Origin of the sequence: Capilliphycus salinus ALCB114379, assembly GCF_047276495.1 — a bacterium.
In the GTDB taxonomy this organism is placed as follows: domain Bacteria; phylum Cyanobacteriota; class Cyanobacteriia; order Cyanobacteriales; family Microcoleaceae; genus Capilliphycus; species Capilliphycus salinus.
Genome location: NZ_CP178543.1, coordinates 7,194,150 through 7,209,703, shown reverse-complemented (window position 1 = coordinate 7,209,703; position 15,554 = coordinate 7,194,150). Strand labels below are relative to the sequence as shown.

General features: G+C 44.2%; 13 protein-coding genes and 1 pseudogene. 6 read left to right on the top strand and 8 right to left on the bottom strand.

All coding sequences use genetic code 11. The annotated features are described in order from the left end of the window. The first annotated feature begins 367 nt into the window (after positions 1 to 367). Entirely contained in the window at positions 368 to 1,006 is a 639-nt protein-coding gene (locus ACL6C3_RS29300) for a Uma2 family endonuclease (protein ID WP_413163521.1), read from the top strand. Here the strand turns inward: ACL6C3_RS29300 and ACL6C3_RS29295 are convergent. Continuing rightward, positions 1,003 to 1,614 carry a hypothetical protein gene (locus ACL6C3_RS29295; protein ID WP_413168434.1) on the bottom strand — a complete coding sequence of 204 codons (612 nt, stop codon included), beginning with the start codon at positions 1,612 to 1,614 and terminating at the stop codon, positions 1,003 to 1,005. The two genes, ACL6C3_RS29300 and ACL6C3_RS29295, sit on opposite strands and share 4 nt — an antisense overlap. Positions 1,615 to 1,741: 127 nt before the next feature. Further along, positions 1,742 to 2,864 (bottom strand): peptide chain release factor 2 gene (prfB, locus tag ACL6C3_RS29290; RefSeq protein ID WP_413168433.1). Its coding sequence is split into 2 segments (ribosomal slippage): positions 1,742 to 2,791 and positions 2,793 to 2,864, totalling 1,122 coding nucleotides; the frame shifts between segments, so codons are not numbered across the junction. 98 nt (positions 2,865 to 2,962) lie between these two features. Here prfB and ACL6C3_RS29285 point away from each other — a divergent pair. After that, on the top strand, positions 2,963 to 4,681 hold the full coding sequence (locus ACL6C3_RS29285) for an ArnT family glycosyltransferase (RefSeq protein WP_413163520.1): 1,719 nt from the start codon (positions 2,963 to 2,965) through the stop codon (positions 4,679 to 4,681). A gap of 226 nt (positions 4,682 to 4,907) precedes the next feature. On the opposite strand, the gene ACL6C3_RS29280 is transcribed toward ACL6C3_RS29285, so the two are convergent. Together ACL6C3_RS29280 and surE are read right to left on the bottom strand one after the other, a co-directional pair. Continuing rightward, complete coding sequence (locus tag ACL6C3_RS29280) at positions 4,908 to 5,243, bottom strand: hypothetical protein (RefSeq protein ID WP_413168432.1); 336 nt, start codon at positions 5,241 to 5,243, stop codon at positions 4,908 to 4,910. Between the two features lie 439 nt (positions 5,244 to 5,682). Then, on the bottom strand, positions 5,683 to 6,486 hold the full coding sequence (gene surE, locus ACL6C3_RS29275; RefSeq protein WP_413163519.1) for a 5'/3'-nucleotidase SurE: 804 nt from the start codon (positions 6,484 to 6,486) through the stop codon (positions 5,683 to 5,685). Between the two features lie 222 nt (positions 6,487 to 6,708). Between surE and pheS the strand changes: the two genes are divergently transcribed. The 3 genes from pheS (at position 6,709) to ACL6C3_RS29260 (ending at position 9,838) form a co-directional block, all read left to right on the top strand. Further along, positions 6,709 to 7,710 (top strand): phenylalanine--tRNA ligase subunit alpha, encoded by a 1,002-nt coding sequence (gene pheS / locus ACL6C3_RS29270; RefSeq protein WP_413163518.1) that lies wholly within the window; start codon positions 6,709 to 6,711, stop codon positions 7,708 to 7,710. 26 nt (positions 7,711 to 7,736) lie between these two features. Next, a complete protein-coding gene (locus ACL6C3_RS29265; RefSeq protein WP_413163516.1) occupies positions 7,737 to 8,432 on the top strand; it encodes an SH3 domain-containing protein in 696 nt (231 codons plus the stop codon). Positions 8,433 to 8,512: 80 nt separating this feature from the next. Then, positions 8,513 to 9,838 carry a hypothetical protein gene (locus ACL6C3_RS29260; RefSeq protein ID WP_413163515.1) on the top strand — a complete coding sequence of 442 codons (1,326 nt, stop codon included), beginning with the start codon at positions 8,513 to 8,515 and terminating at the stop codon, positions 9,836 to 9,838. Positions 9,839 to 9,855: 17 nt separating this feature from the next. Here ACL6C3_RS29260 and ACL6C3_RS29255 read toward each other — a convergent pair whose 3' ends face one another. From ACL6C3_RS29255 to ACL6C3_RS29240, 4 genes are all read right to left on the bottom strand, one after another. Further along, entirely contained in the window at positions 9,856 to 10,209 is a 354-nt protein-coding gene (locus ACL6C3_RS29255; protein ID WP_413163514.1) for a slr1659 superfamily regulator, read from the bottom strand. A 42-nt stretch (positions 10,210 to 10,251) separates the two neighbouring features. Beyond that, on the bottom strand, positions 10,252 to 10,830 hold the full coding sequence (locus ACL6C3_RS29250) for a slr1658 superfamily regulator (protein WP_413163513.1): 579 nt from the start codon (positions 10,828 to 10,830) through the stop codon (positions 10,252 to 10,254). A gap of 91 nt (positions 10,831 to 10,921) precedes the next feature. Next, complete coding sequence (locus ACL6C3_RS29245) at positions 10,922 to 13,390, bottom strand: adenylate/guanylate cyclase domain-containing protein (RefSeq protein ID WP_413163511.1); 2,469 nt, start codon at positions 13,388 to 13,390, stop codon at positions 10,922 to 10,924. 465 nt (positions 13,391 to 13,855) lie between these two features. Then, positions 13,856 to 14,779 carry a glycosyltransferase family 2 protein gene (locus ACL6C3_RS29240; RefSeq protein ID WP_413163509.1) on the bottom strand — a complete coding sequence of 308 codons (924 nt, stop codon included), beginning with the start codon at positions 14,777 to 14,779 and terminating at the stop codon, positions 13,856 to 13,858. A 198-nt stretch (positions 14,780 to 14,977) separates the two neighbouring features. On the opposite strand from ACL6C3_RS29240, the pseudogene ACL6C3_RS29235 reads away from it, so the two are divergent. After that, positions 14,978 to 15,527: pseudogene (locus ACL6C3_RS29235) on the top strand (PadR family transcriptional regulator). Positions 15,528 to 15,554: the final 27 nt, after the last annotated feature.

Here is a 15,554-nt window from a genome sequence, read left to right as displayed (position 1 = left end):
TTTCTCAGATTTTTGCTATTTTAACCTTTTGTAATTTTTAATTTCATTCAAAAATCCGAATTTTCCACCGTAGGGGCGCTCTTGCTTGCGCCCACATTCGCTCTAAGATTTTAGACTATAATATAAACTCAAAAAAACAGCAAAAAATTAACGGTTTGAAGGGCGGGTTTAGAAAAGTTATCTCGGAGAAAGATACATTTGTTCGGAACCCGTTTCTGTTGAAGGGCGGGTTTAGAAAAGTTATCTCGGAGAAAGATACATTTGTTCCGAACCCGCCCCTACAGGATTTTTTATTCATCATATCATGTCCGATTGGGTTTTAATGTTTTAAACTATAAGAATAGCTTGGGAAAAGGAAGCTTGCAACATGGTTTTAATTTCATCTATACCCGAACAAAGAACGGTTCTAAAAAATATTAGCTGGTCTACTTTTGAGGCGATACTCAAAGAAACAGGCGACAAGCGAGGTTATCGTTTTGCTTATGATGGAGATGTGTTAGAAATTATGAGTCCTCTCTACGAACATGAAAATCCAAGAGTTCAGCTAGATCGGTACATGGCTATTTTAGCAGAAGAACTGGAGATCGAAATAAAGAGTGCTGGATCGATGACACTGAAACGCTCATTATTACGCAAAGGAATCGAACCCGATAACTGTTATTATATTCAAAGTGAACCTTTAGTCAAAGACAAACAAACCTTCAACTTGGAAACTGACCCACCCCCAGATTTAGCGATAGAAATAGACATTACCCACAGTTCCATTAACAAACTCGAACTTTATGCAGCATTAGGAGTCACCGAACTCTGGAGATACAACGGACAAACTATAAAATTTTATCACTTACAAAACCCAAACTATCAAGAATCAGAATTCAGCCTAACTTTTCCTTTTTTATCCAGTCTAGAACTTACCCCATTTCTCGAACAAAGCAAGATAACAGGAGAAATTACCCTGTTAAAAACCTTTAGAACTTGGGTAAAAGAACGGCTAAAAAACAATTAACAAATCGGAGACTTTCCGGGTTTAACCGCGTGAACGGACTCGCTTCCCGAATGAGGCCAACCCCGACGATAAGACGCCTCTCCCGGCTGTCCCCAACCCAACTGTAATAAAACCTCTAAAAAATTGGACTTTTCCCACTTTAAAATACAAGCCCATTCGGTTCGTTGGGCAATCGCATCGACTTCAGCCGGATGAACCCGACGGTAATCTTTACCCGCATTTAAACTCAAATACAAATCCATGTCAACCGTCACCTCATACCAAAACTCAAGCAATTGAGACTTGGCGGCTTTTAAAGTTTCCATATCCTGAGGTAAAGCCATCAATTGGTCATCAACTCTCGGATAACAAAGCGTTTTTCCCTTGAGGGTAATTTCCCGCCAAACAATCCCCGAAACTTGGTAATCAACTTGATATTGATGAACGGCCGCTTTAAAATCTTGATAAGCGGTAAACTTTTGAATGGCATCCGGCTTGAGAAAATAATCAACCACCGGATTCCCAACCGCAGGAGTCGCAGATAAATTGAGACGCTCTCCATCCAAACAGGCTTTGCGCTCACAATTCAAAATTTCAATCAGTTCATCGGTACTATAAACCTTGGACATCATTCTGCGTCCTCTCGCTCCTCAACTCTTAACTAAATCAGTTGACTTGATTGTAGATTTTAGATCTAAATTTTGGAAGGGATTGGTAAATTCCTCCCTTCCTTTATAACTAAAACAAAATCCGAGTTCAAGCTGACTCACTCGCTACAAGTTGATTTTCCTGACGCAGATAAGCTTGGATAAAATCATCCAACTCGCCATTCATCACATCATCAATTGCAGTCGTTTCCTCAGAAGTTCGCAAATCCTTAACCATCTGATAGGGATGGAAAACATAGTTGCGAATTTGATTTCCCCAAGCCGCCTCAACCAAATCTCCGCGAATTTCTGCGATTTCTTGGGCGCGTTGTTCTTGGGCAATAATCAACAATTTAGCCTTCAGCAACGCCAAAGCCTTTTCCTTATTCTGCAACTGGGAACGTTCCTGAGTACAACGAACGGCAATTCCCGTCGGAAGATGAACCACACGCACCGCAGTTTCAACCTTGTTCACGTTTTGGCCGCCCTTTCCCCCCGCCCGGGAGGTTGTGACTTCCAAATCTTTTTCAGGAATCTCCAACTGCACGCCTTCATCAATCATCGGCATGACTTCCACCCCGGCAAAACTGGTTTGTCGCTTGCCATTGGCATTAAACGGAGAAATCCTCACCAAGCGATGAGTCCCCTTCTCACACTTAAGATAACCATAAGCATAACGACCGTCAATTTCGAGAGTCGCCGACTTAACCCCGGCTTCATCGCCCTCGGACAATTCCGCCAAATGCACCTTATACCCGTGAGCTTCTCCCCAACGAGTGTACATCCGCAGCAGCATCTCCGCCCAGTCTTGAGCATCGGTACCGCCCGCCCCGGCATTAATCGTCAGAACCGCGCCATTTTTGTCGTAGAGACCCGATAAAAGCTGTTCGAGTTCCCAACGCTCCAATTCTTGATTGAGACGGCTTAAATTCGATTCTGCCTCGGCTAAGAGCGCCTCATCGGTTTCCATCTCCAACAACTCCACAATGGCACCGGTATCTTCGATGGTTTTGTGCCATTGCTGATATTGTTGCAAAATAGATTTGAGGTCATTGAGTTCTTGGAGCGTTTTTTGAGCGGCGCTTTGATCGTCCCAAAACTCCGGTTGGGCTGCAATTTGCTCCAAATCTTTTACTCTGGCGTTCAGTAGCTGAAGGTCAAAGATAGTCCTGGGTTTTACCCAGGCGCTCAGACAACGTTTCGAGTTCGCGTTTAATCTCTAAAACTTCCATATGGTATTCGACTGACAACCTTTCGATTCCAAAAGTTACACTGTAGATTTTAGCGGGTATTTCTCGCGCTTGTGTCTGCTCTTTTCTCTCCCTTAAGTATGTCCCGTCAAATTTTTGCTACAGGTCGGCCTCGAAATCAGATTCATTCTCGCGATCGCTGGATTAACTCTTTGTGGATCGTGGGACTGCTGCTGATTGCTTTATTGCTGTTTGGACTCAATCTCGGCGGTGTGGCTCTGCGAGACTGGGATGAAGGCACTGTCGCACAAGTTGCCCGTGAAATTACCCAAGGCGATCTCCATTGGCTTTATCCGACTTTACACGGTGACGCCTATTTTAACAAGCCTCCCCTGGTTCACAATTTCATCGCTTGGGCTTTCGGGTTGGGCGGAATTAACGAATGGATGGCCCGCTTCCCGTCGGCGCTGTTAACGGCTCTTTCTGTGCCTCTGCTTTATCTTGTCGGTTTGGAATTGTTTCGTCAACGAACTGCGGCTATTTTTTCGGCTTTGGTTTATTTAACTTTGCTTCCGGTTGTCCGACAGGGACGCTTGGCGATGTTGGATGGGACTGTATTATTTTTGCTGATTTTAATGATCGGTTGTGTGTTGCGATCGCGTAGAGATTTGCGTTACGCTCTGGGATCGGGATTAGCTTTTGGATTCTTATGTCTAACCAAAGGTATTTTCCTGGCGATTTTACTCGGTGCGATCGCCTTTTTGTTTTTACTTTGGGATACGCCCCGACTGTTGCAGTCTAAATATCTTTGGCTTGGCTTACTGTTAGGTTTGGTTCCGGTTGGACTTTGGTATTTTGCCCAATGGCAAGAATACGGTCAAGCGTTTTTTACAATTAATTTAAACGCTCAATCTTGGCAGCGCATTTGGGACTCTGTAGAAAACAATCAAGGGGCGCCTTGGTATTATCTGCTGGAAATTTTAAAATATGCTTGGCCTTGGCAACTGTTTTGGATACCCGGATTAATTTTTACCTGGAAAAGCCGAAATTTTAGTTGGGCTAAATTAATCTTAGTTTGGACGGGAGTTTATTTAATTCCCATTTCTTTAATGTCTACCAAACTTCCCTGGTATGTTCTCCCGGTTTATCCGGCTTTGGCGTTGGCGGTGGGCGCTTATTTTGCCCAAGTTTGGCGGGAGGGCGATCGCGAAACCGGACAGTGGCAAGGAAAAGTTAAGCAACTGGAAGATTTACCGGCACCTTTACCCGATAAATTTACCCCAATTTTTGCGCTTTTAAGCCTTGTCGGTTTGTTGGGTTGTCTGTATTTTGCCAATTTAATTCCCGCTTTTGCTGTTTCCCAACCCGAGTTCGATTTACAATTAACTTTGGCGGCATTATCGCTAACTTTTGCCCTAACCACCTTGTTACTGTATCGAAAAGATCGACAATTTTTAATTGTTTTATTTTGGGGAATGTATGTGTCTTTAATTTTGTTTGTGAGTTCCGATAATTGGGTTTGGGAACTCGCCGAAGACTATCCCGTTAAACCCGTCGCCGCATTAGTTCAACAAAACACTTCTGTAGAAGACTCCATTTATACTTCTCATCCTTACTCCCGCCCTTCCTTAAATTTTTATAGCGATCGCAAAATCAAAGCGTTAGGGGATGAGGAGTTAAAACAAAAATGGTCTGTTTCTCCTCACCCCTATTTTTTACTCGATGATGCCAGTTTAAAACGACTTCAACGACCGCAGGTTAAAACTCTCGGTACCGTCTCGGGATGGACGCTGATCACCAAAAGCAAAAGCGCCGAGAATTCCTGCTGTCCAGAGTCCATTGACAAATCAACAATCTAGTTAATCGCAACCTAAAATAAACCCAGATGAGTGACGATGAAAGAGTCTATCTATGCCAACGAATTACTAAAGCTTCAACCCCATCCGAAAATTAGTCTCGTTTCAAATTTGGTCGGTAGATGTTAGCAGTTTTCCGATCTGCTTTCCCCAAATCAATCGGTTCAATCTTCTGAAAAATTACCGTTCACAGTTGTTAAAAAAACTTCTAAAAATTAATCACAATTCCTCAATTTTCCTCGGAAGATTGAGACGGGGATTCCGGTTCGGAAACCGACTCTAACTGCTGTATCTCCAGTGTATTTTGTTCGGAACTCAATTGGTTAGTTGCCGCCACCGCTAAACTGATAAATAAAATCCCACTGACTAAAATCGCCAGGGGAAAACGTCGAGTTAGCCATAAATCTCTACGAATTCTCGCTAAGGGATGACTTTGGCGCCGTAACATTTGCCCAACCGCCCACTTTCGCAAACAAAACGGATCGCGGACAAAATGGCCACTGTTGCTAATCACAAAATGAGTGTGACAATGGGGACAAGTGAACAGTCCGCCCAAAACCCCCATTGAAGACACAATGCTAGTCTGATGACAAATCGGGCAAGTAACAGAGTATGTATTAAAGGTATCAGCGTTCATAGACACAATAACTTAAAATGACTCGGATAGACAAAACTGACGACCCCTTGCAACTAAAGTAGCAACGCTTGCAACACGTGCGTGATGTCATACAATATTGCTCTTTATCTCTAGTCTAACTGCTTTGCAAAACGGATACAACACGTCAATTTGAGACCTTTTGAGGTTGACGTGGCGCCCATCACCCCGGACTGTCGGCTTCCCCCACTCAGACCGACCGACAACCGAGAAGCCCTGGGCTAGTGGTTGTCAATTGAAGCTTGGGTTCAATAAAAATGCGCTGTTTTAGAGAGAATTGTTGAGTGTGACCGCAGTTGAAACCGATTGTTAACGACGCATAGAATCTATAAGCAAATCCCAAGGTATATCAATCTGCACTATTTTTATTGTGCCAGATTTGGAAGTCCGTTAATGCGGTGGTGTGGGTGAGATTATATTGCAAGGGAGTGATCGTAATATAATTCTGACGTAAAGCCTGCACATCCGTAGGTAAATCATCATTAATCACGGCCTGTTGTGGATCTTCAACATCTTCTAACACTTCCCCGGCCAACCAATAATAAGTTTTCCCTCTGGGATCGACCCGTTTTTCAAAGGTATCAATATAGCGACGAATCCCCTGACGAGTCATTACCACGCCGACAATTTCAGCTTCAGCAACAGCAGGAATATTAACATTAAGCAACATCGGCTGAGGGAGAGGAGAGGCTTTGACTTGGTTGAGGAAACGTTCAGCAAAACGAACCGCCCCCCCAAACTCTCGCGCCGAATAACTCCCCAAACTCAAGGCCATACTGGGAATCCCTTCGATCATCCCTTCCATCGCCGCCGAAACGGTACCGGAATAAAGAATATCCGTTCCCAAATTCGGACCGTGATTCACCCCGGAAAGAACAAAATCCGGCGGGGTGTCCAGCAAACCAAACAAAGCCAACTTGACACAATCGGCCGGCGTCCCGGAACAGGCCCAAGCTTCCACCTGGGGATGAAAACAAGCTTCCACCTTTTCGGCGCGAATGGGGTGATGGAGAGTCAAACCGTGACCGGTGGCCGATCGTTCCTGATCGGGACAAACCACCTTCACCTGATGGCCAGCTTCCGCCAGATGATTGGCAAGGCTACGAATTCCTTGAGCAAAAATGCCGTCATCATTGCTAATTAAAAGTTTCATACAATCGATTGAGAGGGTCGTGCAGGTGACATGGCGCCAGTAAAGATATTCTACCCAGAACTCGAAGCGGTTCGCGCTTAATAACCGGTGTAATCCCAAATAGTCAGTGTCTTTGTCTATCAATCAATGTTACGATTTTTGGGCGACTGAAATTGCAATTGATTCGATCTGCACTGTTAACCCCGATTTAAACTCAAAAGTTGTTTACTGAAAAATCCGGATATGACTACCCCAATCACCCAAATTGACGCCCAACTCCAAGACCTGCGTCAAAATGCCGAAACCGAAATCACCGCTTGTCAAAGCCTCGATCAACTCGAACAGTTGCGAATTAACTACTTCGGCAAAAAAGGGCAACTTTCTAAAGTTTTAGGCGCGATGGGGAAACTCGATCCGAGCGAACGTCCCCGAGTCGGTGCGATGGCCAATGAAGTCAAACAGGCGATCCAAACCGAGTTAGAAACCAAACAAACCGCCTTGCAAGCCGCCCAACTGATCGCGAGACTACAAAGCGAAACCCTCGATGTGACCATGCCGGGAATTTATCGCCCCCAAGGTCAAATTCACCCCCTCAACGGCATTATCGATCGCGCTTTGGATATTTTTGTCGGTTTGGGCTATACGGTCGCTACAGGGCCGGATATGGAGAGTGATTATTACAACTTTGAAGCTTTGAATATGCCCCCGGATCATCCGGCGCGAGATATGCAGGATACGTTTTATCTGCCCGATGGCAACTTGCTGCGAACCCATACCTCACCGGTGCAAATTCGCTACATGGAACAACATCAACCCCCGTTGCGAGTGGTGGTACCGGGTCGGGTTTATCGCCGGGATAGCGTTGATGCGACCCATGCGGCGGTGTTTCACCAAATCGAACTGTTGGCCGTCGATGAAGGGTTGCGGTTTAGCGACCTCAAAGGCACGATTAAAGAGTTTTTGCGCCAGATGTTCGGCGATTTACCGATTCGTTTCCGGGCGAGTTATTTCCCGTTTACCGAACCTTCGGCCGAGGTGGATTTGCAGTGGCAGGGGAAATGGTTGGAAGTCCTCGGCTGCGGGATGGTCGATCCCAATGTGTTTAAGGCGGTGGGGTACGATCCTGAAAAATATACCGGATTTGCGGCCGGCTTTGGGGTGGAACGGTTTGCGATGGTTTTGCATCAGCTTGATGATATTCGCCGGGTTTATGCCAGCGATTTACGTTTTTTGAGACAATTTTAAGGGATTCTAAATCGGCGGCGGGTGGGATGGCAGCAATTGATCCCACTCGCCCCAACAGGGTTGTATCAGGAGTTGAACGGATGAATCGCTTGTCTTCGGGATCTCGGTGGCTGTCTGGTGTGTTGATGCTGGCGATCGCTATGCCCTCTGGGGCGATCGCGGAGGAAAAAGCCGCTCCGTCTAAGTTTTCACCCTCAGGAGGCCGGGTCGCTCAAACGACTGCGGATCTGTGCCGCCGAGTGCTTGAACCGCAAGGGTTAGCCATCCGCCAGCGACCCACTCCCAATTCTCCTCGGGTTGGGGGGGTTCGTTATCAGGGTGAGGTGACTTTACTTCGCAATTATGAAGGAATTCGCGGCCCCGGAGGTCGAACTTGGGTGGAAGTGACCTATCCGGTCCGGGGATTTATTTCTAATGGCTATCCGGATGGACGCAGTAATTTAGTGGTGTGTTCGGAGGATGTGAGTTCTCAACCGCCCCGACAAAGCGCTTCTCTGTGTCGTCGGATTGACCGACGGGCGGCACCTCGGGGTGTGGCGGTGCGGGAAAGGCCCTCTCGGTTTTCGTCTCGCGTGGGAGGGGTGCCGACGGGTCGAGAAGTTTATTTGGTTGAGGATTACGAACTGATTCGAGATCCGAACAATGAACCTCGCAACTGGGTAGAAATTGTGGAACCTGTAGCGGGTTTTATCTCCGCCAATACTTTAATTATGTGTCGTTAAACTTCCCCGTGTTTTGGAATGAGATACGCTATTTTAGGAGTGAAGTATCCTTTCTAAGATGAGTCCCGGAGGGTGTGTGAATGCAACGGCTTGGCGATCGCGCTTTTAAGATTCTCACTCAAGAAATTAATCGGGGGTCTCCTGATAACCTGGCGGCTGAATTGGGTCGGAAAATTGTCATGCAGCGGCTGGAGAAGCTGCGATCGCAAGAGGGCGAACCGCTTTCTTATGAGGAATTGGGTCAGTTGGTCGGCGATCAATTTCCCGATTTTAGCGAACCGGTGCTGACTCAAGCGGCCCAAGCGAACCGAAGACCGATCGTTTACCAGCAGGTGATGCGGGGAAGTCTAATTTTTATGGGAGTTATGGCTTTTCTGTGGTTTGTGAATTTGCCTTTTCCTCTGATTCGCTGGCCCGTCAGTAAAACGGCTCCGATTTTGCTGTTTCCGAGTTATATGAATATGAATTATCACTACGGAAAGGCGATTTCTACGGCTGAAGAAACGAAAACTTTAGTGGATTCTGCGACTACAATTGCTGAGATTGATATCGGCGAGGAGAAGATTAAAACCGCTTACGAACATTTGGAGAGATTGCCGGTTTGGTTTTTAGATTTTGAGCCAAAATTTTATTGTTCTTTGTTTAAGTGCAGTTGGAATTTTACCAAGAAAGAGTATGAGGAAACCCGCCAAAATATTCAGCAAATCGAAGCGAAAATTATTCAAGAACAGTACGCTCACAAGCGGTTAAATACTGCCGAAGCCGCGTTAAGTTCGGCTCGCCAAGAATATCAGAAGTTGAAATCTGGGGAAAGAGAAGTGATCGCGGCGTGGCAGGCGGCTATTGATTTATTCGATCAAATTCCCTCGGATACTTTGGCCGGACGTCAATCGGAAAATCGCTCTTTAACTGCACAGAAAGATTTTGAACAAAAAGTTGATGCCGCGACTCGGGAAAAAAGAGGAACAACGTTAATTGCAACGGCTCAACAATATGCGGTTCAAGCGGTAATGGTGGGTCAAGATCCTCCCCATCCGGTGGAAACATGGGAACAGGCGGTTGATTTGTGGGAAAAAGCCATTCGTCAACTTGAAAAGGTTTCTGACGATCATTCTTCTTATCAAGAAGCGCAAGAAAAGTTATCGGAATATAAATCGAATTTGAAGGCGGTTAAACGGCGGTTAAATGAAGAACAAGAGTCGATAGCCGCAATGGAAAGGGCTAATCAATTAATTTCAGAATGGCGGGAGTTAACTCGCTCTAGCGATCTGGATTTTGGAGTAATGAATCGAAAATTGGCTAATATTATTTATACCCTCGAAGGGGTCAAACCGGGAACAACTGTTAATGCAGAGGCGCAGGATTTACTCAGGCGTACCCGCTACACTCGCAGTCAATTTTATTAAGGGAGGTTAGGTTAAATTTATTCAACTTCGAGTTGTAAACTGGGCATCAATCGCTGTAAGTTTTTTAAGGATTTACTTTGCCAAGGAATTTCGCTGGAGGCTAAAACGATCAGGTTAACGGTTTTGATGCGCCGGACTTGAATCACAAATTTTGAGAGCATATTAATTCCCGAACTGTTAAGATATTTTAAAGCCCGTAAATTGAGGGTAATGGTATCGGGTTCTAAGGTCAGGACATCGTTGAGTAGCTGAACAATCGGATTCGTTTCTTCTAGGTCACTCAGTCTCAGAGAACCGACAAAAGAGATGGTCCGGCTTTCGTTATTATATTTAACTTGATATTCTTCAGTGTTCAACTCTTGAATGTCCATGCTGATCACATCCTCGTTTGGTCAGTATTCGGGTTAGTGTGCTTAAATCGCAAGTTTGACTACGGTGGTGACAATGTATATTTCCGAGTCCATTTTAACGGTTTCAAATTTCCATCCCAGATTTGCTTGATAGTCATTAATCATGGTAAGATAACCCAAGCGGGAACTGTTCCCATCTTCTAAATTTTCTTCGATTTGATTAATATACATTTCTTGCGGATCGCTATTTAACAAGGTTTGAATATAATCTTGGAACGATTCAATCTTTTCGGGGGCAATACTATTAACCACCCAAAAAGATAACCATTCACTGCTTAAGTTGATTTTAATTTGAATCGGATAAGAACAACTGTTATCGCTAAACTTCATGGCGTTTTCTAGCAGTTCGTTGGCGATAAAACTCACCGCACTTTGAATTTCTGCCTGTCGATGTTGGGTACTGAAATCCTCTTCACTTTTGGGAAAAAAGGTGGTGACATAATCGGCCATAAAGTTGGCGGATAAGCCATTATTTCGCCAGCGTTGTTGCAGGGGGATTGAACCCGGAGAAAATCCAATCGCTAAAAATTCTTGATTTTCGCTTGAGGAAATCTCGACAAAATCTCCAAAGATTTGACTCATCAGAAAATAGGGGGGTTTTCAAGGTTGAACGGATAAAAGATGTTCGGGTTTACGGAGCTTAACAGTTGTGTTCTATCGTGGTTTTAGTTTATCATATTCTACTCATCGCTTTTTGCCAATACATTTGAGCGACGGCATCGGTGGCATTTTCGGCCAGACATTCTGAAAACTGTTGAGTAGCTTGGTGATATTTTTCTTGATAATAATAGGTAATTCCCAGTTCAAATTTTGTTTTTGTCGCCAATTTTTTATCTTTTATTTCCGGCAAATCGCCATCAAACACTTCAAAAACCGACACTTTTTTAGATTTACCCGAAACACACACTTTATCAATTAAACGCAGGGAAAAGGCGGTGGGATCGGGCAGACTTAAAAAGGTATTTTCACTAATTAATAAAGGGATGTGATATTGTTTGGTCAGTTTTTCTAAACGGGCGGCTAAATTCACCGCATCGCTAATAACCGTCGTATCCATCCGATCTTTCCCTCCGACAATTCCTAACATCAAATCTCCGGTATTAATGCCAATTCCAATTTCAATGGGAGGACGACCCGGACGACAGCGAGTTAAATTATATTCGCTCAAACGTTTTAACATATCAATTCCCGCCTGGACTGCGCGATCGGCACCGCTACCAAATAGGGCGATAATTCCATCTCCGATATACTTATCAATTAACCCATAATTTTCTAAAATCGCCGGTTCCATCTGGGCGAGATAAGCATTAATAAATTTAAAATTATCGGCGGGACTCATCTGTTCAGAAAGCTGAGTAAAGCTGCGAATATCAGAGAATAAAATTGACATTTCTTGCTGGACCGCATCCCCGATTTTAACCTCAACAATACTTTCGTAGCCCAAAAAGGTTAAAAATTGGTGGGGAACAAACCGTTCGGCGACATAATTGAGTTGTTCTTCTTGATCTAAAGCCAGTTGTAAATCGCAGTTGATCTGAAACATATCTTCGATAAAATTCTGCCGTTCATCTTCGGCGGTTTTGCGTTCGGAAATATCTTGAAAAGCGGCGATCGCAAAGGCAATATTCCCGGCTTCATCGTAGATGGGCGTTCCCCAAGCTTGAATCGGAATAATCCGCTCTCCTTGATGAACTTCAATATCATCAATTTTAACGCTTTCTCCGCGCAAAGCTCGCACTAAGGGTAAATCTTTTTCGGCATAAATCTGCTCGGTTCCGGCTACATAACTGGGATAAATTTCGGCTTGACTATCGGCATGGGGAACCGCACCCGGGCCGAATAATTCTTGAGCAAGATGATTAGAATAATAAAGATTTCCTTGGGCATCGAGTACAACAACGCCTACAGGAATCGCCTCTAAAAATTGATGAATGTGTTGGCTGTTGAGTTGGCTATCGGGGGCAATCTCTTGGTTTTCAGTTAAAAATTGTGAGTTTAAACTGCTATTTTCTTCTTTAATTTCTTTCGCGGTTTTCTCGGCTTTATTTTTATTATCTTCCAACCCATTATGCAGGCGATAGAGTTGTCGGCTGATCCGGTTTAAGGCGGTGGCGAGGATTCCGACTTCATCGGTGCTGGTGAGCGGAACAAGCTTTAATTTTCCGTTGGCAATATGAGTCGCGCCACTGGTGGCGATGAAAAGCGGTTGGGTTAAATGTCGAGCCAGTTTATATATCATTAAAACCAGAATGATGCTGAGGCTTAATCCGGTCAAAATAATTGTTGTTGCCAATTGCTGAACGGGTTTTAGAGCTTGATTTCGGGATTTTTCGACTAATAAAACGGAGTTCCATTGTTCCAACCAGCGATGGACTCCTAAAATCGGTTTTCCGGCATAATTTAATTCTTGATGAGTGCCGTTTTTTTGATTTAATGCGGCTTCTAATCCTTGGCTTTCTAAACGGCGAGGTAATTTTTGAGAAGAAGAAGTATTGGTATAGATCGGGACTCTAAATCGACTCACCCAATAGGTTTGTTCGCTCCGTGTCGGGTTGGTTGTGGTAATAATTTCTGAGGCGGTTTCTAGGTTAAAGTTAACGGCTAATACCCCGATTATTTGCTTATTTGCTCCGGATAACGGTGTGGAAATGGTTAACGTGGGTTGGTTGGTTGTCGGAGAAAGATAAACGCTTTGAACGTAGGTTTGTTTGAGTCCTTCGATAAAATATTCATCGGCGCTTCTCAACTGACCTTCTGTGTTAGGATTTGTAGAAAAGATTATTTTTCCCTGATTTGCTGTTAAAATCAACAGGTCTCGCACATCGGATTGACTGGCAAATGCGACACTCATTAAAGATTGCATTTCCCGGTAAGCTGTGGCAAATTCTGGACCGGATGAATTGCGGGTTAATAGAATTTCAGCTTGGGTTTTGATTTCGGGAAGTAACGCCAAAGAAACTGTTGCTTTGCGATGACTTTCTAACCAACGATTTAAAGCTTTTTCTTTGAGGGTAGCGCTGGTTTGTAGTTCTTCTAAAACTAACTGAATTATTGAAGATCTCGCATCCAGATAGGCGATCGTTCCCAAACTGCATCCTGTTACCAGCGACAGGACTAAGAATGAGACGATTAGTTTGGACATAAAACTTTTTGTCCAGAATTTCATAAACCCTATCCGTTTTGCAAGTCGGGTTAGCCGGCTTGAGAAAAAGATTAGCACAGTCGCTAAACCTGATGGTTTTGGTTTTTGATTTGCGAGGGTAGCCATTCTGTGTAAAGTTTAGATAGTGGGGAATTCTACTCTAACGCTTGATTTGATCAAGTCAATGAGTGTTTACTGTTGAGTAAAGAATTTTAAAACAAATCCTCTCGGCTTCAAAGCTGCGATCGCCGATCGCTCCTGGCAATTCACCTAATTTTGCTGCTAGACTGGGGAAGTGGGTTGGTTGTCGTGAATTGGCTCAAATTGACTTAGAGCTTGGGTTTTTCGGTCTTAGGAATTTCAGATTAATTTAAGATAACATAGAGAATGAAGCCCATCCGCTTCGTCAACCCAACTTTAAACACTTGAAAAAGACGCGATCGCTTGAGTATCAAGGGGTTTGTTCTAACGTTCGAGTTCTCGATAGGCTGCATATACCGCTCTTACATTGTACCAGTTTAAAAAAATTCGGGCAATTTCTAAAGCCAATTGCGGTTTTCCCTGACTAATAATCCATTGTAACACCCCCGCCATTGTCCGTTCATTTAATCGACCTCCTGCGGTTAAGATTCCCCAGAGGATTTGATGTAAAATTGTCATTTGAATCATCATTTTGACTTCTAAACTCGGATGTTTTTGATAAAATAAAACCCCCATTCTTCCCCGCTGAATTTCTTTTTCGATTAATTTGGGAAGCTGTTCTAAACTAAAGGGCGGGTGCCAATGATATCCCACAGCTTCGGGGCATTTAATTAAGGTTAATCCCAGTTTTTTCAAGCGAACGCCCAGTTCTAAATCTTCCCAACCGTAGAGTTGAAAACGGGTGTCAAACAAACCGGCTTCGAGCAACCAATGTCGGGCGATCGCCACATTTCCCGTCGCAAAATAAGCGGCTGAAAAATCGGTAATTTTATAAGGTTCCGCAGTTGGATTTTCAAAATTACAAGTATTAATTACCCGACCGTAAGTAAAAACGCGATCGCTATTTTGATAACCCCGAGTTAAAGCCTCTGCATGGGCCGAGAGAAAATTTTCAGTGACGACCAAATCACTATCAATAAAAATAATAGTATCCCCTTCTGCCTTGTGAACGCCGAAATTTCGCGCCGCAGCGGGGCCTTGATGAGACTGAGAACAGCAGCGAAGATGAGGAAATTCAAGTTGACGATCTTGGAACCATTCTAAAGTGCCATCGGTGGAACCATCATCAACTAAAATGACTTCATAATTTTCGACAATTGAGCAATCCTTTTGGTGTTCGAGTGCGGTCAAACATTTCTGTAAAATCGGCAGGCGATTGTAAGTGGGAATAATAACACTAAAAAACATAATGTAGAATAGAGAAGTTCACCGGTTAAGAAATTGAGTCGTAGATGAGAACGGCAAAAAACTGTTCGCTGAAAAAACCAACCCGGTGTTAACGGTTAACTGTTCTCAGCTTCCGGTTGCGGGTTCTGTCTTTCCAGAAAAAATGCGTTAAAATTTTTAGCGTTCAATAGCGTATCATATTAGTATAGATTCAGCGAAGTGTTAGAGTTATCAGCGTTAGGACTTGTACAGCGAGAACCTTTACATGGCTATCGCCTCAAGCAGCAACTTGAATTATTCATGGGAAACTGCCTAAGCGTCAATTATGGGGCAATTTACCCCTTGCTGAAACGCTTGGAAGAGCGAGGTTATGTGGAAGTGATCGCAGAAGAAGCCGGAGATGCTGGCTCCTGTCGCCAAATTTATAGTATTACGACCTCAGGGCGCGATCGCGCTGCGGTACAAAATGCTGGAACAGCCTCAAGAAAGCTGGGTAAAAAGCCGTTCGCGGTTTTTGATTAAGTTTTTTTTCTTTAGTGATTTAGAACCCCAGTCCCGACGCAAGCTGTTAGAAGCCCGCCTAGCGGTCTGTTACCAGCGTCAAGCCTATCTCAATCAAGAAGAAGCCGTTTACCGTCCTACGGACCCGTATCAGGCGGCAATTTGGCATCGGGCGAAGGCGATGTTACAGTCGGAAATTGAGTGGCTGTGTCAATTTTTGCCCTGCACATCAGAAGTTTCTCATCTCATGCTCGGGAAAGATGAGTAAATCTCTAAAATTTTATTAAACTTTGTA